At 64.7% G+C, this 19,362-nt stretch carries 14 protein-coding genes; 6 read left to right on the plus strand and 8 right to left on the minus strand.

The window, feature by feature from the left end; genetic code table 11:
* Positions 1-340: 340 nt before the first annotated feature.
* The 4 genes from WME85_RS32075 to WME85_RS32090 form a co-directional block, all read right to left on the minus strand.
* Positions 341-3,139 (minus strand): effector-associated domain EAD1-containing protein, encoded by a 2,799-nt coding sequence (locus tag WME85_RS32075; protein WP_437826863.1) that lies wholly within the window; start codon positions 3,137-3,139, stop codon positions 341-343.
* A 100-nt stretch (positions 3,140-3,239) separates the two neighbouring features.
* Positions 3,240-4,679, minus strand: coding sequence for a trypsin-like peptidase domain-containing protein (locus WME85_RS32080; RefSeq protein ID WP_437826865.1), 1,440 nt, complete (start codon positions 4,677-4,679; stop codon positions 3,240-3,242).
* A gap of 486 nt (positions 4,680-5,165) precedes the next feature.
* On the minus strand, positions 5,166-6,320 hold the full coding sequence (locus WME85_RS32085) for a restriction endonuclease (protein WP_437826867.1): 1,155 nt from the start codon (positions 6,318-6,320) through the stop codon (positions 5,166-5,168).
* Positions 6,321-6,480: 160 nt separating this feature from the next.
* Complete coding sequence (locus WME85_RS32090) at positions 6,481-8,373, minus strand: DUF262 domain-containing protein (RefSeq protein ID WP_437826869.1); 1,893 nt, start codon at positions 8,371-8,373, stop codon at positions 6,481-6,483.
* Between the two features lie 224 nt (positions 8,374-8,597).
* On the opposite strand from WME85_RS32090, the gene WME85_RS32095 reads away from it, so the two are divergent.
* Positions 8,598-8,759, plus strand: a complete 162-nt coding sequence (locus tag WME85_RS32095; RefSeq protein WP_437826871.1) for a hypothetical protein — start codon at positions 8,598-8,600, stop codon at positions 8,757-8,759.
* 575 nt (positions 8,760-9,334) lie between these two features.
* Here the strand turns inward: WME85_RS32095 and WME85_RS32100 are convergent.
* Complete coding sequence (locus tag WME85_RS32100) at positions 9,335-9,559, minus strand: hypothetical protein (protein WP_437826873.1); 225 nt, start codon at positions 9,557-9,559, stop codon at positions 9,335-9,337.
* Positions 9,560-9,655: 96 nt separating this feature from the next.
* Here WME85_RS32100 and WME85_RS32105 point away from each other — a divergent pair, with 96 nt between their 5' ends.
* From WME85_RS32105 to WME85_RS32125, 5 genes are all read left to right on the plus strand, one after another.
* Positions 9,656-10,240 (plus strand): hypothetical protein, encoded by a 585-nt coding sequence (locus WME85_RS32105; protein ID WP_437826875.1) that lies wholly within the window; start codon positions 9,656-9,658, stop codon positions 10,238-10,240.
* Positions 10,241-11,503: 1,263 nt separating this feature from the next.
* The gene (locus WME85_RS32110; RefSeq protein WP_437826877.1) at positions 11,504-12,370 is read left to right on the plus strand and encodes a hypothetical protein; all 867 of its coding nucleotides are present in this window, start codon (positions 11,504-11,506) and stop codon (positions 12,368-12,370) included.
* Between the two features lie 320 nt (positions 12,371-12,690).
* Complete coding sequence (locus WME85_RS32115) at positions 12,691-13,926, plus strand: protein kinase domain-containing protein (RefSeq protein WP_437826878.1); 1,236 nt, start codon at positions 12,691-12,693, stop codon at positions 13,924-13,926.
* A gap of 317 nt (positions 13,927-14,243) precedes the next feature.
* Positions 14,244-14,840: a hypothetical protein gene (locus WME85_RS32120; RefSeq protein WP_437826880.1), complete on the plus strand. Its 597-nt coding sequence runs from the start codon at positions 14,244-14,246 to the stop codon at positions 14,838-14,840.
* Between the two features lie 566 nt (positions 14,841-15,406).
* Positions 15,407-15,709 carry a hypothetical protein gene (locus WME85_RS32125; RefSeq protein ID WP_437826882.1) on the plus strand — a complete coding sequence of 101 codons (303 nt, stop codon included), beginning with the start codon at positions 15,407-15,409 and terminating at the stop codon, positions 15,707-15,709.
* A gap of 1,030 nt (positions 15,710-16,739) precedes the next feature.
* On the opposite strand, the gene WME85_RS32130 is transcribed toward WME85_RS32125, so the two are convergent.
* From WME85_RS32130 to WME85_RS32140, 3 genes are read right to left on the minus strand one after another with little or no spacing between them, the layout of a single operon-like run.
* The gene (locus tag WME85_RS32130) at positions 16,740-17,834 is read right to left on the minus strand and encodes a hypothetical protein (protein ID WP_437826884.1); all 1,095 of its coding nucleotides are present in this window, start codon (positions 17,832-17,834) and stop codon (positions 16,740-16,742) included.
* A gap of 4 nt (positions 17,835-17,838) precedes the next feature.
* Complete coding sequence (locus WME85_RS32135; protein WP_437826886.1) at positions 17,839-18,540, minus strand: hypothetical protein; 702 nt, start codon at positions 18,538-18,540, stop codon at positions 17,839-17,841.
* Positions 18,537-18,947, minus strand: a complete 411-nt coding sequence (locus WME85_RS32140) for a hypothetical protein (protein WP_437826888.1) — start codon at positions 18,945-18,947, stop codon at positions 18,537-18,539. The genes WME85_RS32135 and WME85_RS32140 overlap by 4 nt, the downstream gene beginning before the upstream one ends.
* Between the last annotated feature and the right edge of the window lie 415 nt (positions 18,948-19,362).

Here is a 19,362-nt window from a genome sequence, read left to right on the forward strand (position 1 = left end):
CTGCTCGGCCGCTCCTGTCAGCGCTCGCAGGCTCGCCGGTACTGCGCGATGGCCTGGCGCTGCTGCTCGCGCTCTTCGCTCCTGCGCGGGGGCTGGGCGCCACGGCTTGTGGAGGCACGGCGATGGCGCGCTGCGGTGGGCCGGCCGCCCCGCCATCAAGGAGCTGGATCGACAAGCGCACCATCGGCATCAACAACGGTGCTCACTAACACCATCGCGAGGGAGGAAGTGGGGGACGGAGCGGGCTCAGCGACTAGAAGTTCGCGCGGCACCAAGGGTGAAGTTTGAATTTCCCTCCCTCTCTCCCCGGCGCTGCTAGCTGCGCGCAAGCGCGCCGCCGTTATGCCGTTTTGCTGCGCAGCGATCGCAGAATCGAGTCTGCGTGCTGTCGTGCGACGGTGTCGACCGACGAGCGCTCTACGACGCTCAGCGTAGAGCGTCGTCGTTCACAGAGCCATTCGTCCTCGAGCAGTCCCCCCGGCCCGCGCTGCTCCTCCTCGCGGTTCGCCAGCCAGCGCCGGCACCGCTCTGCAAACATGGTTTGCCCCTCTTGCTCGTACCGGAGCGCATTATCCGTGAGGAGCGCGGCGGCATCCTGCCACCGACCCGTCGTACACAGCTCCTTTGCGCGCTCGTCCGTCAGGCTGGTCACGTACCGTGGATGCTCCGACAAGAGCAGGTTGACGACAGACTCTGCTTCGCTCCCTCGACCTGCCCATCGAAGGGCCTTGGCGCGCTCAAGACCGATCCAGTATGTGTCGTCGCCAGTTATCGGCAAGGCCTCGATGATGACGTCGAGGATGGCTAACGCCTCGTCTGGTAAGCCGAGATCGCGCAGGACGGCCGCCGCGCGATTTCCGACGAACCGACCAACATCGGCCCTGGCGTACAGCTCGAGCGCCCTCGAGAGCTCCTCGACGGCGCGCGTGTCGGCGCGAAGCTCCGCGGCCTTGTGGAACGCGTGCGCGATCGACGCCGCGGCGCGCTTGTAGTCCCTCGTGGCGGGATCGAGGCGCGCGAGCACCGCATCGGCCGCGCGGAGGAGCAGCTCGCAGATGGCTGGCTCGCGCATGCGACCGATCTCGGTGCCGGCAAACTGAAGAAACTCGGCCTGCGTGGTCGGATTGGCGACGCTCTTGCACAGCCCGAGGCCCTGGGCGAGCAGCTCGCCCCGACGCGCTTCCGGCAAGATCGCCTGCGGCACGCGTCCGAGACGGAGGAGTCGTTCAATGATCTTCGTTCGGAGATATCTCGGTCTCTCGAACTGCGGATCGTCGACGATCTCGAGCAAGAGCGTCGCCGCCTCCTCCGTCGGAACGATCTTCTCCATGGCGAGTTGCAAGCGGGCGGTTGCGGCCCTGACGCGCCAGCGCGCGGCGTACGGCGAGGTCCTCGGGACCAGTGCCGCGTAGCGGTCGACGTCCTTCAACAGCGCCGCGCCCTCCCGCCGCTCCGCGTCGGACGCGCCGTTCTTCTGGAGGTGCTTGCCCAGGTGATGCACCGCTGACGCGTCGAGCCAGGCACGCTCGTCGGCCATCGTTTCGGGAAGCGGGTGCGCAGCGACGCGCCGCCGCAGCTCGGCGAGAGCCTGGCCGCGCAGGCGCGCGAGGTCTGGGTGCGCCACCTTGCCCAGGGTGTCGACGATCTGCCCGAGCACCGCCGGGTGCAACGTCGCTACGTCGCGCGACTCGGGCACCAGCAAGCGGACGCGCTTCTCCAGCGCGGACTGGTCGCCGCGGATCGGCGCGAGATCGATGTACGTCTTCTCGATTGCCGCCACAGCGGCCGGGGTCCCGCGGAGGGAGCCGCGTCTGACCAGAGCCCGAACAGCGTGCAGGAACGCGTGCGCTCGGATGCCGTCGAGCTTCAGCTCGTCGAGGACGTCCAGATCGTCGGTCCAGGCCTCCAGCACCGCCGTGAGATCCGCCGTCACGTCGACGTCGCACTGGCTCTCGGCGTGCCGCGCGATCAGGCGATGGATGCGGACGCGATCGTGGACGCGCTCGATCACGCCGGCAGCATCGAGCAGCTTCCACCTCCTCGGGCTGCCGGCGGCGAGCCGCTCCGGAATCCACGAGCGCGGGATCTCCGCCTCGCCGAACGCGGCGACGAAGGCGACCCGCTCGCGCTCTTCGCGCCCCAACGAGGCCCAGCATTTGTCGATCACCCGCTGGATCCGCTCCTCGTCCGACAAGCCCGCCTCGGACAGCAGTCGGCGGTACGTGCCGAGATCCTCCGACAGGTGCGCCGACGAGCACCCCTGGCCGATGCACAACGCGACGATCGCGCTGTTGCTCACCGCGGCGCCGATGTCGGCGAGGACGCGAGATTGCTCCGAGGAGAGCGAGACGTCCGGCCCAGCGCTCTGCCGGAAGATGTCGCGGAACTCGTCGTCGGTGGGCTGCGGCAGCTGGACCGACCGCGCAACGCCCTGATCGTACGCGCCGATGAGGACGCAGGTTGCCGGCGTGCCGGCCGGCAATAGCGAGCCGACGTCGATCGGGCTCGGGCGGTCGGCGTTGTCGAGGATGAGGCGCACGTCCCCTCGACGAGCGAGCGCCTTCCGGATCCTCGCCGCCGCCGCGGCCGCGTCCTGCGCGTCGGAGGACGGTCCGAGCAGCTCCGATGCCAGGGATCGGAGACCATCGCGCCAGACATCGTCGTTGCCGTGCTCGTCGACGCGTGGGAGCGCAAAGTAGACATCGCCCTCGCGGCGGGCCGCGAGTTGCTGGCCGACCTGAGTCTTACCGTCGCCGGGCCGGCCATAGAGCGCGACGATTCGGTGCCCCTCGTCAAGCGCCACGAGGACGGCGGCGACGGTTCGATCGAGGCGGGGAGAGCGCGCGTAGAGGCCGGGGCGCAACGTCTCGGGGATGCGTGCCGCGACGCTCGCTCGCGCCGCGGCGTCTTCGTTCGCTGCGCGCACGACGCCGAGCAGATCGCCGATGAGGTCGCGCGTCTCGGCCCACTTGAGGAGCTCGAAGACGACATCCTTGAGATTGCTGTTCGCGGCGATGGTGTGGAGGTTCTCACCGAGTTCGACGCGGACCATCCGCTCGAGCTCGCTGTACGTGGGATACGCGGCGAGGAGCGCCTCATGGAGGTCCTTGATCATCGATCGGTCCACCTTCGAGCTCATCCCTGCCATGCTTCTCGCTCTGCGATGCCGCGGAGTTTACAGCAAGCGCCGCGCCGGCAGGCGGTTCCGCGGCCGCTGCCCGGCGGCCTTCGCTCCGTGGTCATGCGCGGGCGGCGACGATCTCTGCGTGGATCTGCGGATTGTCGGCCCGGAGCCAATCAAGGATCGCGTGGATCGCGATGCCCTCGTTGTGATAGCGGGTGACCACGGGCCGGGGCATGTCCAGCGTCGACACGTGCCGCGGCGGGATGGGGATCGACGAGTGATGCAGCGCGATGACCTTCCAGTCATCGTCCAGCACCGGCGACCCGGAGGCGCCCGGCTCCGTATCCGTGACGTACCGGACCAGGCGCCCCGTGGCGTCTATGTTCGCGAAGAAGTTGTTGCGGATCGCGTACCGCTGCGGCCCGCCGACGGGCGGCTGACCAACGGCGGGGTGCTGGACGATGTTAAGCCGGTGACTCGGAGATAACCGGGGTTGGACCGCGACGAGCTCAAGCGGCGTGCGGCCGGCGAACGCGGCCGGAGCGTCGAAACGGACGAGGGCGACGTCGAGATCCACGTTGAACGCGACCAGGCTTGATGCGGTCGCGGACACGGGCTCCGGCCCTTCCTGAAAATAGTCGAACCAGGCCTCCGTGCGCTCGGCCTGCCGGCGGTAGTCGTCCGGCTCGGAGCGCTGCTCAAACGTGCGATCGCGCGCGTCGATCACGTGGTCGTTGGTGATCAGGAGGCCGGGCGCGACAATCCAGCCGGTGCCGTAGCCGTAGCCCCCGTCCGCGACGCCGTTGAACCAGCGCGGCACCTTGAGCCGCGCGGTGCTACTCCCGACCTGGAGCGCCCGTTCCAGGAACGAGCGCGCGAGGCGGGCATCGACGCCGCCGAAGAGGAGGAGCTCGGGGTCGGGCGTGTCTCCGCTCGGCAGCTTCGCGGGCGTGGGCACGCGGAAATCCGCGCTCGACAGCGAGCTTGCGATCTCCCGGAGTCGCTGGGAGAGTGCCGAATCGTGCGCGGCGAGCGGGATGGCGCGCTCCACGAGCGAGGAGAGCTGCCGAGCCGGAAGCTGGTCGATGAGCAGCTCGAAGTCGTTGCGGGCGTTCGAAGGGGTTCGGTTGAGCGACCCAGCGCGTGGCGCGGCCGCGACGAGCTCGTCGCGAGCCTCTCGGCGAGAGAGAGCCGGGATCGCCGCGAGCGAGCTCGCGAGCTCGGCGCGCAACCGTGACGAGAGCACCGCGCCTGCAGGATGGCCGGCCTCCGGCGCGCGTGCCTGGACGTAGGCGGCCTCGAACGCCCGTAGCTTGGGGTTTCCCGGGTTGTCGCGCCGCGCGCCGGCAACGAGCTCGCGCACCTTGCCCTGGCTGTTGAGCCAGTCGATGAAGCTCGCGACGACGGCGCCGTACGGGCCGTCCTCCACCACCACGTCGAGGTCGACGTCGAGCGTATCCTGGACGAGGATCTTGAGGTCGCCCTTGCGAAAGGCAGAGAGAATCGCCTCGCGAAGCGCGGTCCGTTCGTCTTTCGTCAGGGGCTCGTCGGACATCGGGTACCTCCGGAGGTGTCGGTTGGGGCGGCTGGCTAGCATCGGCCCGTGATCGCGTCCAGCGCGGGCGAGCTGCTCGGACTCGCCGTGCTGCTCGGTGTACCGAAGAGCTCGACCGCCCGGGTGGCCTGCGGGGCACAGGAGCTTTCTGCCGCCGCCGGCGCCGGCGTCGACGGTCAAGCGATGATGGCATCACGAGGCCGCCAGCGGCGCACGCCTCAGGGATGGCCATCGCCCTCCTTGACGCCCACCGAGCACGCCCGCGATGACCATCGAGGGGTCAGCTCGGCGAGCCATCAGCCAGCCTGAGCGTCAACACCCTGAAGAGCAAGTCCTGCACCTTCATCACGAGTTCGCTTCGCTCAGCCATCTCCCCAGCCGCATCCTGTCGTTTTCGCTGGCGCGCGCCCTTCCACGTTTCTTAGAGGCGCGAAGCTTGCTTCCATAAGACTTTGGGCTCATTTGTTGGCTCCGCACGTCACCCACCTACGTATTCGGCCTCAAAGACATGAGACCCGGAATGACCACTGGAACCAGATTTGACACTTCACGAAAATCGAAGAGCTCGGGCGAAAAAACCCTAATAAGCGATCCATTTTTTACCACATCATCTCCACTTTGATTCGACTGATCCTGGGCATCGGACATCCGCGCAATGGTTGCGAACTTGTCGGCGTGTCGTTTGCCGGCAGCATAGGAGACCTCGTTGATGCAGTCCTCGATGGCCACGGCGTGTGCCCAGTGCTTAGCCCTGTCACCATGAATCCGCTTCTGGTCCACTCTGATACCGAGATCGAATTCGATAGAAGGACACGCAAACCAGACGTCGCCGAATTTGATTTGTAGCGGCGGATCAAACGGCATCAGCACGCGCTCCACCTTCAGGTACACTACGCAGTCTGTCCTATTGTTAAACGTAGTGGAAGCGATGTCCACCTGATCAAGCGCCTTGCGCGAGCCGATCTCCAACAAGTATTCGAGCGTGCATTCATGCGGCGCCTTCTGCGCATTGAACGCCGGCGTTTCCGTTCTGCCCTCGCCGGGGCCGAGTCCAATGGACACAGAGATTTGGGGCGCCTGCAAGCCGGCGCCTTGCACGGCAAACACTTCGTTGAGTTTAAGGTTTCCGATCGAGCGTGAAATGACCTGAACGTAGAAATCCCACAGCCTACCCGGCCCCCCCCATTCGTGATCCGTCAGTTCTCGCACCACAAATATGTCAATGCCGGCTGACTTGGCCAGCTTCTTGGCGCCGGATTGGTACCCTTTTGTCGTGAAGAAGACGCCCTTGGACACATTCAGATCCTGAATTGCCGTGACCATGGCATCAACGTGCGTTCTCTTGATCTTTGAATTCCAATATTTGCACTCGATGATGGTCCTGAATTGGTACGGGCCTTCCAGATGCGTAACCAGAACATCGATCTGCCGGGGAACGCCTCTCACACCGGTCAGCTTCACGTCTCGCTGCACAGAGACACTTCCAGTCTTGTGCATGTTGGCGATCAGTTCCTCAAAGCCGCCCCAGTTCTTGACGAACAGAGACAGGAGGGAAGGTTCGCGTCCTTTGCGTGTGGCTGCCATGAAATGCCTTAGGTGCTCTGGGCCGTCGGCCTTGTGACTGCCGATAGTCGTGTTCACGATGCGCGCCATCGTTGGCTCTGGTCAACACGTTTTCAGTCGCGGGCGAGGCCCCACTTGGCACGACGCTTGCCGCACAACACCTGGCCGCTAAGCCGCGGGCGTAGCGCGCGTCCGTGCGTCGGACTCCAGCGGCTTGTTCGGCGGACTTTAAGAAAAGTTACGGCTGGGGCGTTGCCGGCTCCAAGAACTCTACACGAAGTAGTCGCAGCTTCTCTGCGCGCGAGCCCAAGGAGATCTGCCATCGCGTCTCCAAATAGAGAAGCATCGTGAGGCCGCGGCTCAGGATCATCTGCGGCGTCCAATTCGTCTCCTGCGCGACAGCGATCTCGCTATAGGATCCCTTCGAGTACCCGCAATCGGCGTCCTGCCGCTTATCAACAAACGATCTGTTGGAGAACGTCGAATTCCTACTGGCTGAAAGAGCAAGAAGGTTCCCGAGCGAATGGAGCAGCGCGCGACGCTCCGTTTCGTCCCTTGCATCGAACGTGGGCCACTCGCCGGCCTTTGGCGTTCGCGGGTAGATGTGCTCGATCGTGACGTGATCCTTCTTTGACGCGGCAAAACTCTGCCAGCTGATTTTCTCAGTGTTCATCCCGGCCAGCCGCTTCAGCTCCTGTTCGTACTCGAACAAGAAATACCGGATCCCCCCCCAACTATAGAAACCTTCTCGCTCTTCTCGCATATCCGTAATCATCTTCTCGCGAGAGAAGTAGATGCTTGTCTTTTCGCGAATGGCTTTCGTCGCATCCGAAAGGCTCTTTTCGCCGCGAAACACTTCGCCAGCCAATCGATAAAATTCGCTGTCGCCGGTGTCCGCCCTTCGTTGGCACAGCCGGCCAACAACAAAGACGAAGCGCTCGGCCGCCATCAGGAGAGACACCAAGGCAGCAGAAGTCGCGTTCTTCTGGAGCGCAGCCATGACCAGCGGACCAAATGCTCCCCGGCCAACACGGTCGAGTCGCTCGAGCCACAGCTTGACCTCGGGAGCGAGTCCGGCGGCATCGGCGGGGAAATTGATCGAGTACCACGCCTTCACCGATTCCTGCACGCTGGTGGCATAGTGCTGCAGTTCGCCGGCAGTCAACACGCCAGCATCGACACGTTCCGAGGTAAAGTGCCTATCGAGCAGAAATGATGCAAACTGCCCCGCGTCGTCGCGCGCATAGGTGAAGTACATAGTCCAATGTGCGCGAAGAAACTCGTCGTCATCTAGAACACGATCTTTGCTTCGGCCCAGAAACTCATAGGCGGTCTTCCACGCATCGTTCACGTTGCGTCGCAATGCCTGGCGATCGCTGTCGGTCGCTGGATTGGGGACCAGCGTCGACAGGTAAATCAGCCGGTTCTTAAGCAGTTCCAGTCGCGAGAGTGGTTTGCCACGATTGTTCATTGTCTCAAACACGATGAACACATCGAGGTCGCCCTCAACTTCATACCATCCAAACATGAAACGCTGCGTCAGGGCCTTGAACCAACGCTCGATGTTCTCGAGCAGCGCCCCCTTCAGCCGAGCGCGGAAAAAGTCGCGCGCTCCGCACAAGTTGGCGGTATAGGTCGTCTCGGTACCTTGGTACTGATTCGAAGGCTGACCAAGAATCTGGGTCTTCAGGTACTCGTAGCTCGGGTTGTCCCGCTCGTATCCAAATAGGTATGAACGACTCACGGTGCTGGCCTGAAGGAGGTACTTCTTGATGTGATCGGGCTTGTCGGTAAATGTCAGCATTGTATCGTCTGACACACAGTCAAGTAAGCACTTGACGAGAATGATGGCCGTCGTGAGGCGCTGCTGCCCATCCACGACGTAAAAGGGCTTATAGTTTTTGCCCTCGATGAGCCAGCGATCCTCGTCCCAAGCCTTCCACCCTTGATTGGGAACTTGCTCGACCGTGAGCTGGCCGGTGTAGTGCTTTTGGTCGCTGCCAAGACGGTCAAGATCCTGCCAGAACGCCTTCAGCTCCCGCTCCCCCCACGCGTAGCCGCGCTGGTAATCGGGGATCCGGAAGACTCGGCTATTAAAGATCGTGTCGAGAGTCTGCAACTCGCTGGGCATGTGCTGGTCCTCGGAGCTTCATCGACCGACGTCGGCCCCCTGCTCGGGACGATCCGCGCGCCCATAGGGGTTCAGCGCCGTTTCGCCGGGACTCTACCACATGGATCCCGAACGGCATCGGAGTTCTCGCCCGTCGTGCGCGATCCTTGAGCTCTGCGGCCTACGCGATCCCTCCCGCCCGCTCACCACTACTTCAGGAAAAAGCGCCGCGCGAGCTCGGGGCCGTGGCCGTCTACCTGGTCGAGCTCGGGGCCGTCACCGGCGAGCTCCTCGTGCGCGGGCTCGGCGCCACGACCCGGTCGACCAGGGAGCGGGCGCTGGCGTTGAGGAGGACGCCGGCGAGCTCGGGGCGGTCCGCGCGCATCGACCGCCACGTCGGGCGCTGATGCCTGGACACTGGTGCTCAGCGCCGGCGAGTTCGGGGCCGTGGCCGTCCACCTGGTCGAACTCGGGGCCGTCGCCGGCGAGCTCTTCGTGCGCCGGCTTGGCGCCGCGGCCCTGGTCGACCGGGGAGCGGCCGCCGACGTCGAGGCGGACGCTGGCGAGCTACGGCCCCGAGCTGGCCGATGCACGCCTCGACCTGCACGAACGCCGCGGCGAGCAGCCGCGCCGAGGCACTCGAGGAGGGCCGCCATGCCCCCGACTTGGCGGACATCGACGACCCTGCCCTCACCGGCGTCGACCTCGACTTCGCTTGCGCGTCCCGCTTGGTACGAAGCTCGTTCCTGCGCGCAGCGCCGCGACAAACGACGCTTGATCCCTCCTTGGCTGTACGGCCAACCCTGCGAAATGTATCGGCATCCGGCAGCGATGGCGCTAAGGACGCGATCGGTTTACGCCGTCGTAAACCGGGTATGGATTCGACCCGGCCGCGTCCATCCGTACGCTGGGACGGATGGACTTCCCTGACCGGCGGCCCCCGCCGGCCACGCAGCCACCACAGCCGCCGCAGGCCGCCCAGTCACCGCAGCCCTCGCCGCTGGTCCATGCCCTCACCGCTGCCGCACCAGCCCTCGTCGTGGGCTTGCCGGTGGTCGTTAAGCTGCTCACCCAGGACCGCAGCGACCACCACGAGCAGGAGATGCAGGTCGCCTTCGAGCGCCATCAGATCGAGCAGGAGCGGCGGGAGCTCGCGCGACGGGAGCGGGCGCTCGAGCGCAGGGCGGCGGAGCTGGAGCGGGAGCACAAGCGCCTCCAGGAAGAAGCCGCGCGCCTGGCGCCCACGCCAGGCGGCGATGGAGGGCGCTTCCAGCGCCGCAGGAGGCCCCCGCCGCCCCGCTTCGTGACGACCTACGGCTTCGACGAACGTCACCAAGAGCGTCTGCTGGTGCCGGAATTCATCACCTATGCCTGGTGCGCTGCCTTCTGGTACCAGACGCCGCCGAACGTGCGCGCGCAGGTGTCGAAGGCGCGCCGGAGCCAGTACGCACGGATCGCGCGGCTGCCGCCCCTTCTGGGTGAAAAGCTCGATATGGCCGGCGTCCCGTTCTACGCGCTGCGCTTCGTGGCGTACGCTGAGACGGTCGTGGAGCAGGAGGAGAGGGCCCGCAAGGTCCTCGCGGGCGAGCGTCCGCCGCGCCGGATGCCGCCACCCTCGGACGAGCCGAATGCCGCCAAGGCGACCAAGCGCCAGAGGGGGCGACCCGCCTACCCCCGCGCGCAGCCCGGCGAGAAGAAGCCCCGAGCCGATGAGCAGGGCAGCCCCACCGCGCAGCCCCATGGAGACGACGCCGCCGAGCAGCAGGCCAACCAGTTCGACGAGGTCATGTCCCTGATCGCCTTCCACCTCGCCGGCAAGCTCGAGTCCAACAGCGACCCCGACAACGAAAGCGCCGATGACGACCTCGACGAGGGGGCACCGTTCTAGTTAGCCCGCGCACCGATCGGGCAGCACCGCGGATCATGGTGCCTGGCACCCGCGCAGAATTACCAAATCGCCCCCCCAAGATCGGCCCCTCGGGCGCTCCGTCGAAACGACCTAACTGCGTGTCACCAGAGCGTTTCTTCGCCTGACCAGATCCCGGTAACTCGCGACGAGTTACCGGATCATCAGAATTACCATTTCGGGCCTCCTCACGGGCTCTCGTTCAGGCTCCGTCCGAACCCTAAACACGACAACAACGGAGGGTCGATATGGCAGGAGCAGCTACCCTTGCGCCATCGGCGGCTCCAGACGCGTGGCCGTCGGGCCGCGGTGGCGGGCGACGCTGCTGCACGGGCCGCATCGTGCGCAGCCCCAGGCGTTCGGCCGTCAGCGCGCGGTGACCGCGACGTGCCCCACGGCGCGTTCCCCGACGAGCTGCCCGCGCGCGGAACGATCAAGCACCGGCGCCGTCGTGCAGCTCCAAGAGAGCGGTCGTCAGCAGGCCACCGGCGCATGCCGCAGCTCGCGGACATCGCCACACCAGCGCGGCCGCCTCGGGGCGCTCGGCGTGCGCCGCGGATCCGAGCGGCGCACCGCGGTGCGGAACGCGGGCGCCACGTTGGGACCCTGCACACCTCCATCGCGCACGGTACCTTGGGGCCGCTGGCCGCCGTCGCAGGCTTGCCGATCTCCCTCGCGTCCGCTCGGCTGTAAACGCGAACGGCACACGCAATTTCTTGCGACAACGGAATCCGGCGCGACCCCTCGCAGGGACGTGTAGGTCGCACACGTTGCCGGTCCGTCGCGCTCGGCTCGCGCGTCGCGTCTCCTGAGCCCTCCCGTGGACGGCCAACCGGCCGCTGGCACATCGACCTCGGGCGGCGCGCTGTGGTTCCACCATGAACGCACGCACTTCCCGGGTCGTGGCTGTCTGTCCCGCTCACCGCATGCACTTTTTTGACACCTGCCGGGAATTTCACAGCCGAAGACGCAATGCGACTGCCTCGCCGCGCGAGACAGCGACGCGTGGGACGCTCCCCGCCGACCTCTGGATGATGTAGATAGCAACGCCGCGCCGGATAGGATCCCATCGAGTCTGGCGAGGCAATTCATGGAAGCGTGTATCAGCCCCCAACGAGGTGAACCGTGCGCCCTGCTGCTCTCCTTACGCGCGCATCACGCGCCGCGACCTTCGCCGCGGTCCTCTTGCTCCCTTCCGTTGGCGCCGCTGATCCATCCGAGCGGGACCGAAAAGTTCAAGAGTTGATGCAAGAGGCGGAGAAGGCCGCGAAGCGGCTTGAGATCGCTCGCGCTCGCGACTACTGGGCGCAGATCTACGCGCTCGATCCCACGCCGATGGCCATCTGCCAGCTCGGGCAATTCGATCTGCGCCTCGACCGCCTCGAGCAGGCCGAGGAGGAGCTCACCAAGTGCGTCGAGCAGATGCCCGCACCGACCAACGACCTGGAGCGCCGCCGCTACGAGGTGAGACACGCCGATCTCGCGGCGGTCCGGGGGCGCATGGCGGAACTCCAGGTGAGCGCCCCGCCGGGCACGGCGCGGATCATCGTGGACGGTCGCGAGGTGAGCCCGGGCGGTCGTGTCTTCGTCGCGCCCGGACAGCACGAGGTCACGGCGACGGGAAAGCAGGGGCAGGTGGCCCGTGCGCTCGTGAAGGTGGCGGCGGGGGACTCGCGGCACGTCTCCCTCACCTTCGAGGTTCCGAAGGCCTCCTCTGCGAGATCCGGTGTGCCGGCTCGGGTCGCTCCAGCGTCGGCGCTCTCCCGGCGGAACCCCTGGATCGTCGGCACCGGCGCGGCCGGCTCGGTCGCCCTGCTCGGTGCAGGCGTCGGCCTTCGCCTGGCCAGCGACGCCGCGGAGCGTGAAACGGCTGCCAAGGTGTCTCGCTTGCAAGACGGCTCGATGCTCCCGAGCAGTGCACAGTTCAGCAAGGTCTACGACGAAGCGAACGCGGCCAACACACGAGCCAACGTGTTCCATGGCTTGGGCACGGCTGCCCTCGTCACAGGCGCAGCGCTCGGCGTCGCGACCGTCGTCTATGTGGTCTTTCCCCGGGGCAAGGCCGAGATCAGGACGCGAGCCGGAGGCGCGGAGGTCAAGCTCGTATGGTAGCCATCGGCCATGTCTGGGAAGGCCACGAGATCCTGAACGAGGAGCGCGGCATGGTCCGTCACTTCCTCGCGCGGCAAATCGGCGACAAGAGGGATCTCGTCTGGTTGCACGTCCGCGACGGTACGCCTCTCGATGAGGCCGTGTTCGCTGAAGACATCGCGCGCCTTCAGCACCTCTCGGACGAGGTCCCGGAGATCGTCCGCGTGCTCTACGGCGGGGTGAGCGGCTCCGTAGCATGGGCAGCGACCCCGGTGCTCAGCGATGCGATCCCGTTGGTCGACGCGACGCGCGAGAACGACCTCGGGCCGGCGGATCTCAAGGTGCTGATCAACATCGGCCGCTGTCTCATGCGTGCGCATGCGCTCTCCATCATCCATGGCGCCCTCAGTCCCGATCGGGCCTTCATCGTCGGCGATGGCCGCTACGCGATAACGCACTTCGGGTTCGCGCGTCTCTTTCAGCTCGGTGCGGAGGAAGCTCGCCAAGATCCGTACGGGTATGCACCGCCGGAGCTCATCTCGGGTGGTCGGCTGGGACCTCGCGCGGACGTCTACGGCTTCGGCACCCTCATGTACGAGCTCCTGTGCAAACGCGCGCTCTCGCCGTGGGCCCCTCACCGGAGTTTCCCCGCGGGAATTCCTCCCGTGCTTCAGGTGATGATAAAAACCGCCCTTGACGAAGATCCCAACCGACGGCAGCCGAGCATCGAGAAGATGCTCTCTGTTCTGACTCCCTTTGCCTGCGAGTGGGAGGAGCTTGGCGGACCGCCGGAGCTTCCCCACGCGCACATCTTTGGGGAACCAGCGGGCTCTCGGCGCGCGCCGCACGAGGAAGCGCCGATCTCTGTCGAGGACGAGGCGGAGCAGTCGGCCTCGGGTGAACAGCGGAGACGAGCCAGCGAGTTCCCCACGCCGCGCACTTCCGATGCACCCGATACGGTCAAGAGCGTGGTGCCACCGCGGGATGACATCGCCCATGCGTCTCCGGTCGCCACGCCGCGGCCTTCCGGAGCGCCCGACACGCTCAAGAGCGCGATGCCGCCGCGGAACGCGCCGGACACCGTCTCCCACGCGCCTCCGGTCGTGTCGCGGTTGCGTTCGGCCGAGCTACCGGACCTCGATCCGTTACTGCCCGTACTGCCGGCCCCCTCGACTCCTCCGCGTTCCCCGGTGCTGCCCGTCCCACCGGCGCTCTCGATCCCTCCGCGCTCGAGCGGCACCACACGGCGCATCTCCCCGATGCGCCTCCTCGGCGCCGTGTTCACCCTCGCCTTCGTGCTCGGGAGCGCGGGAGCGCTCCTCCTCTGGTGGTGGCAGTCCCCCCGCAGAGCGGCGCCGCGCCTGGCGCGGCTCGTCCAGCATGTCCAGGTAGCAGCGCTCCGAGCCAGCAGAGAACCTCCCCCGCGGCCGTCCGATGCGCGCCAAGCACCGCCGCCTGTCGAGCCTCGCGCCGTCACGGGCCGCCATGCCGTTTCCACGCGGCAAGCCGTGAAGACGCCGTCGAACGAGGGCGACGTCTGCTACGAGTTGGTTGCTTGCGGGCCGCACAAGTACTGAAACAGGGGGAAGGGATCACAATGCGAACGGTACCTTGTGTTGCTCTAAGCTTGCCTTTGCTGTTCGGCTGTGGAGATGAGCTCGACATCTACGGCCCGCGAACAGATGACAACCCGGTATTGCTTTGGGTCGCGCGAACCCCGGATCTTCCCCCATGCCCGGACGGCCGCCTGGACTACTGGGATGGTTGGGCCGATGTAGAGGCGCCTGGCAAAGGCGTATGCGGGGAGTGCGAGTGCGGCCCTGCGGTCTGCATGCCGCCATCGGCGATAACAGCGCACCAGACACCCGGCTGCGGTGACGAAGGATCTCCGCTCATGCTCGATATTGTGACGAAGGATCCTGCAAGGTGCACGAACATCACGCCACGTTTGCCAGACGACGCGCTCGCATCTGTCACCTTCAATCCGCCGGCCATGGCACCGAGCTGCGCCCCGTTGAAGCAGTTCGATCCGCCGCCTATCTCCGGTAGATTTGCGAGAGCCTGCCCATGGACCGGATATGACGCAGAGTACAACTGGTTGGTCTGTATCGCGCCCGAGCAGGACGGGGAATGTCGACCGGGCTTCTCGGCGCGCTTCGAGTTCGCAGAGAGGATCAGCGACGACCGCCTGTGCACACCTTGCGATTGCGAGGCCCCGGTAGGCGGAAGCTGCAAGGCCGATGTCCTGCTCTTCCGCGACGCAGGCTGCACGGATCTGATGATCTCTATCAATGGAATCCCACAAGGGGATACCTTGTGCGCCGATACGCCCGCAGACTCACCGCTGGCAGCGGCACGCGTGATCCTCGCAGAGGATGCACCAGGCACGTGCTCGCCAACATCAAGCCTCTCCACCATCAAGGGAAAGATCACGCGCGGAGCAACAAGCAAATTTTGCTGCTCTCAGCTGAGGCTCGTTGAGGACAGGTAATTCGAACAGGGAAGGTGCACGCAATGAGACCGGTTCCGCCGTTCACAGTAGTAATATCGTTCCTCATCGGTTGCTCTTCGGATGCGCCGGAGCTGCCAGAGCCGGATCCCAGCACCAAGTTCTATCTCTACGGAGGTACGATCGATAGCGCTCCAAGCTGCACCGGCAAGATGTTGTGGGAAGGATGGACAGCGGATAAAGAATGGTACGAGTGCGAACGTTGCGAGTGTCGAGATTCTGTCTGCACGATGCCGTCCAAGGTCATCGCACATCCTTGGATCTGTTCCGACGATGCCGGTGCAGTCATGCTGGAGGCTGATCCTTCAGGTTGTGGACCACTGGCCTCACCCGTTTTGAGAGAATCCTTCGAATCCATCACATTTGAGCCGCCGACGCAGCCTCCCTGCGAGCCCGTAGTGTCAAGACCCAATCCGTCGCGAGCGTACATGAACTTCGTCAGGGCTTGCGCGCCCGGTCCCTCTGACACCCACCCGGAATCGTTCAACGTATGCTTCCCTCCGCAACCGAATGGAGACTGCTGGAGCGGCTACACAAGACGATACGAAATGTTGCTAGTTAACGATACACGCAAATGCTCCGAGTGCACGTGTGGCTCGCCCAGCGGCGGCAAGTGCGTCGCAGAGACGGTACTGTTCCGCAACGAAAATTGCGGCGATCCGCTGATTACCACCATCCTTTCCGCAGTCGATGCGCCAGCCTGCACGTCGGCCATCGGCGACGGCGACATCGTTTCGATGGGCATTTTTGCGCTCCAGAGCGAACCCGCCACGTGCGTTCCTTCAGAGTCCGTGATCGTGAGCGGCAGACTGGAGGAGGAGAAAACGCACGTTGCCTGTTGCGACCGCTAGAAGCGCTCACGCGATGGCCCGGAACCTGGCTCGCCGCGTAGGCATGGTCGCGATCTCTATCAGCGTTTCAGGCGTCCAATACTTCCGAACAGCGAGGGGTCGACGATGCGATCACTGCCGTACATGCTGATCAGCCTGGCAACGTTTCTCGCGTGCGGAGAACCGGGCCCTGAGCCCGATCCATATCAACTCCCCGATCCGGACCGACTGTCCTGGCTCTGGGTTGGCCCGTACTCGGACCGTCCTCCGTGTCCCCAGTATCGCCTCATGTATTGGCAAGGGTGGACCCAAGGGGTTGTCGAATGCAATGGGTGCACGTGTGGCCCGGCCGCGTGTGCGCTGCCGTCCCGGGTGACAGCGCATGCGTCAACATGTCCTGACGACGACGACGACGGCGTGGAGGTCGCGTTCGATGCTGGCGCGGGATGGGACGGATCGTGCGTCGCTCTGCCGCCGCCTGCGTCGAGCTCCGCCGTCGCCACCGTGACGTTCGAGCCGCCCACCCTTTCGCCGTGCGAAGCCCTGCCGCCGCCTAACGCCCGAAAGATGGTCCTGGCTTGCCCGTACATCTCTGACAAGGCGCCCGCCACGCTCTTCACCTTATGCGCCGATCCTGAACCCGACGGCACGTGTCCTTCTGGGTTCTCTGATCGGAGGATTTACACAGAGAAGCCGAATGACGAGCCCGATTGTCCGCCGTGTGAGTGCGATGCTCCGACCGGTGGCGACTGCGTGGCCGACGTTCACCTGTACGCCGGAGCGAAATGCGACAACCCGATTGCGGCCGAGGCACTTGGACTCGGCTTAGGTGACCGCCTGTGCGCTGACACCTCTGCGCCCTCGCCGTTCCGGGCGGTACGCGCGGAGTTCACGCAGGCCGACGCAGGAACTTGCTCGCCGCGCTCGGTTCCGCCGGAATTTCTTGAACCTGCGAAGCTCGGAGAGTCGCGCGTATTCTGCTGCACGCAATAGCGTGCCTATCGTAGCCGCCTTCAGCGTCAACCGGTCCGTCAGCTCGTACGGCCGCTCCTCACGCTTCGGGGTCCGAGTCCACGAGCCAACTTTCCAGGAAGCTGGAGGCCCAAGCGACCATGGAGGCTGGCGGCTCGCCTTCACCGTTCCACCCAGCGACCAGCGCTTCGATCTCGCGGATGGCGGCTTCGAGTTCGCGCTTGGACGCGATGCCGCGGGGAGTCTTCGGCGGATCCATGAGCATACGAACTTTTGCAAGCACTCTCATAACTTCCTCTTTGCGCAGGACGCCATCCGTTGTCATCACCCAGTAGGAAGAATGGCTCTGCACCTCAGGCATCAGGGACCAGGCGATTTTATAGAGCGCCGCGAGCACGGTAAGCACCGCGACGAGCGAATCTGTAAGCTTGCTCGCTTCGATGTCTGCGCCGGGCGCCGACACTTCAGACGGCGATGGCTTCACCCATGTATGCTGGTTCGAAAACAGGCAATCGTAGAGTCTTACCTCCCCGGGAAGCCGCAGGCCCGCTGTCACGTCCGGTACGAGCACGGTCCCGATCTCTGGCGGCATGCGCTCGCAACCGAAGGTCGCTTCAATATCACGTGAGATCCACTCCGCACATGCTTGCTCGTCGGGCAGCAAGTCAAAGGAGACATATTTCTCCCTGACGGTAGCGAACCTGAGACTATAGTCCGGTTGCGACACGAAACCCGGATCCAACGGGCTTCGATGAACAAGAATATACATGCCTCGAAAGTTGACAGAGAACAAGTCCCTCGTTCGTTTGACGATCTCGATCGTGCGCGAGCTGTGGACGATGTAGTAAGGAGCCAGGAAGCTTACTTGGAACCACAGGGTTCGGCCCGTAGAATCGGGCAGATCGATCGTAAAGGAATAGCAGCCGTCCCAGCCGCCGGTGGGGAGATGTAGCGAGTGGTTCATGAGCATCCCAGGGAAGCGGTCTCCGACGCGACGCAGCATGGAGTGCCAGCGCTCGTCCTTTGATGCCTGGATCCGCGCGGCCACGAGCCGGGCGTGTTCTTCCGTCTTCTCGCAGAGCTGGGCGTCAATCTCGCCATTATCGGCGACTCCAACACCACGACGGTAGTATCGATCGACAATTTCGAGCAGCTCATCGATGCTGTGTTTCATAGAATCACTTGACCCTGGCACCAAGTTCTTCGTAATACTTCGGAAACCGTTCTCTCATGCAACCTTTGTGTCTGTCACAGAATATACCCGGCGGGAGATCCCGACCGCCCTCTTCGTATAGATAATCGGCGCACCGATTCGCGACATCGGTACTATAGATCGCTGCGGTCTCTGCTGAGATCATTCCCCAAGCCTTTGCTCGTATGGGCATCCCGACGATGACCACACACGCGGCGTCGCCTTCTAGATTGTGGCCAAAAATCAGTTTTGCGGTTGCCTCCTGCCACCCACCTGCCACGCTGGTCCCATCGTAGGCGAGGGTCGTAACAAAGTTGAAGACCCGCGGGTCAATCGGCTTAGTACCTGTGCACCCCATGCTCGGGGCGCCGCTCTGCTGGCAGGGATCCGGCGGGTTCGTCGGGCTAGCTGTAGGCCTGTCCGAGCTGTCGCTAGGGGTTTCCTCCTCGTCTTCGTCCTCCGTCTTGTTGCACTGGATCTTGCGCTCGCCGCCTTCCGGCGGCTCCGCCCCGAAGTCACCCGACGCGACGGAGGTGTAGACGGGAACGGGCGGCCCGACTGGTCCACCTGCGCCTTCACCCTTAACCCACTCCTCACGGGGATAGCAGTCTCCTACCGTCCAGTTGCAGGCCGCCAGCATGTAGATGGCGACAGCCAAAATCGGAAGAAGAATTCCTTTTGCGTTCATCTTACACTCCATCGAAGCACTGGACCAACAACAACAAGCACCGATACGTAACCTGTGATAACAAGGCTGCTCCCGCCGATCCAATCGACATTGGCGCTCACGGACACGCCGAGCGGCCCTGCGATGTACGCATTGATTTGCGTATGTGCCCCTGCCGCCATCCCGGCAACGTGCCCACACAATGTGCTTCCACAAGCCGGCATGAAGTAGATCGCGAGGGATGGGCCAGCGCTGAAATCGCCGTTCTTCCAACCATACCCGAGCGCGGCGATGGTGCTATTGTAGACACCGGCCCCACCTATCTGGATTGGAGGCACGACGCTGAGCAGATCGTGAACATTTAATAGGATGTTGCCGTTGATGCGCCACGATATTCCCGCGTGCGGACTCACCGCCAGGTACGTCACGGTGCCAGCCTGGATCCCCCCGAAGCCAATTCCGGCACTCAGCTCGGATGCGTCTGCCTGCGTCGGAACGACACTGAGCAGGAGAGCGAACACTGCCGACGATGAGATCTGCCGGTCTGTCGTCCTCATCATCTCCCTCCCGGTCGTCCGAAACACGCGAGCAACGTGGCGACGCGGCCCATTCTTCTGATCACGGGATCGGCGTCAAACGGAATCTCGACGAGAACACTACACGGGCCAGGGCTCGTACCGTCCGGAGCGTGCGCCAGCGCGCAGCGACCTGCGCGGCTGCGGCGCGTGTCGGCCTGCTGGCGCCAGCTGTCTGTCGACGCCGCCGCGAGAGCGCGCTACCGGCCACACGCCCCGGGCTGCACGATGTCGGCTGCAAGCCCGACCCAGCGCGGCGCCGTGCACG

The organism is Sorangium sp. So ce1153 (assembly GCF_051521595.1).
Lineage (GTDB): Bacteria > Myxococcota_A > Polyangia > Polyangiales > Polyangiaceae > Sorangium.

Excerpts from the sequence above, each read along its gene's own strand:
- WME85_RS32075 (WP_437826863.1), bottom strand. The coding sequence starts at position 3,139 with ATGAGCTCGAAGGTGGACCGATCGATGATCAAGGACCTCCATGAGGCG.
- WME85_RS32080 (WP_437826865.1), bottom strand. The coding sequence starts at position 4,679 with ATGTCCGACGAGCCCCTGACGAAAGACGAACGGACCGCGCTTCGCGAG.
- WME85_RS32090 (WP_437826869.1), bottom strand. The coding sequence starts at position 8,373 with ATGCCCAGCGAGTTGCAGACTCTCGACACGATCTTTAATAGCCGAGTC.
- WME85_RS32110 (WP_437826877.1), top strand. The coding sequence starts at position 11,504 with ATGCAAGAGGCGGAGAAGGCCGCGAAGCGGCTTGAGATCGCTCGCGCT.
- WME85_RS32120 (WP_437826880.1), top strand. The coding sequence starts at position 14,244 with ATGCTCGATATTGTGACGAAGGATCCTGCAAGGTGCACGAACATCACG.
- WME85_RS32125 (WP_437826882.1), top strand. The coding sequence starts at position 15,407 with ATGTTGCTAGTTAACGATACACGCAAATGCTCCGAGTGCACGTGTGGC.
- WME85_RS32130 (WP_437826884.1), bottom strand. The coding sequence starts at position 17,834 with ATGAAACACAGCATCGATGAGCTGCTCGAAATTGTCGATCGATACTAC.
- WME85_RS32135 (WP_437826886.1), bottom strand. The coding sequence starts at position 18,540 with ATGAACGCAAAAGGAATTCTTCTTCCGATTTTGGCTGTCGCCATCTAC.